At 65.0% G+C, this 429-nt stretch carries 1 pseudogene; it reads right to left on the bottom strand.

Going from position 1 to position 429, the window contains the following annotated elements:
- Positions 1–155 precede the first annotated feature (155 nt).
- A pseudogene (locus FY251_RS21595) lies at positions 156–429 on the bottom strand (hypothetical protein); the annotation flags it as partial.

Here is a 429-nt window from a genome sequence, read left to right as displayed (position 1 = left end):
CGCAAGGAGGTCTGCAGTCGTACGGTCACGGGGTCCGTCGTCGGCGTGGACGCTGGACTCGGCGGTGTCATCCATACCCGTCACTCGGAGTTCAGCAAGCAAAAAAACCGCGCTTGGTCGATCGTCGAAGGAAGAGCCGTCAGGTCAGGGGGGGATTACGCGTCGCTGTCGTCGCTTTCGTCGTCAGTGGACTGTTCGTCGTCCGCGTCCGTCTCGTCGGTGTCCTCGTCCGCATCCGCGTCGTCAGTGGACTCCTCGTCGGTGTCGTCCGCGTCCGCGTCCTCGGACGCGGATTCGGTTTCGTTCTCTGCCCCGTCGCTCTCGTCACCGGGGGTCAGGTCGCTGATCTGTGCGCCCAGGTCGCCCGCGAGTTCGCCGGCCTGCTTCTGCCCGATGAGCGTGTGGATCTCGCTGACGAAGTCAGGGACC

The organism is Haloferax sp. KTX1 (assembly GCF_902410085.1).
GTDB lineage: Archaea > Halobacteriota > Halobacteria > Halobacteriales > Haloferacaceae > Haloferax > Haloferax massiliensis.
The sequence above is the reverse complement of the archived record's forward strand: the minus strand, read 5'-3'. Positions and strand labels throughout refer to the sequence as shown.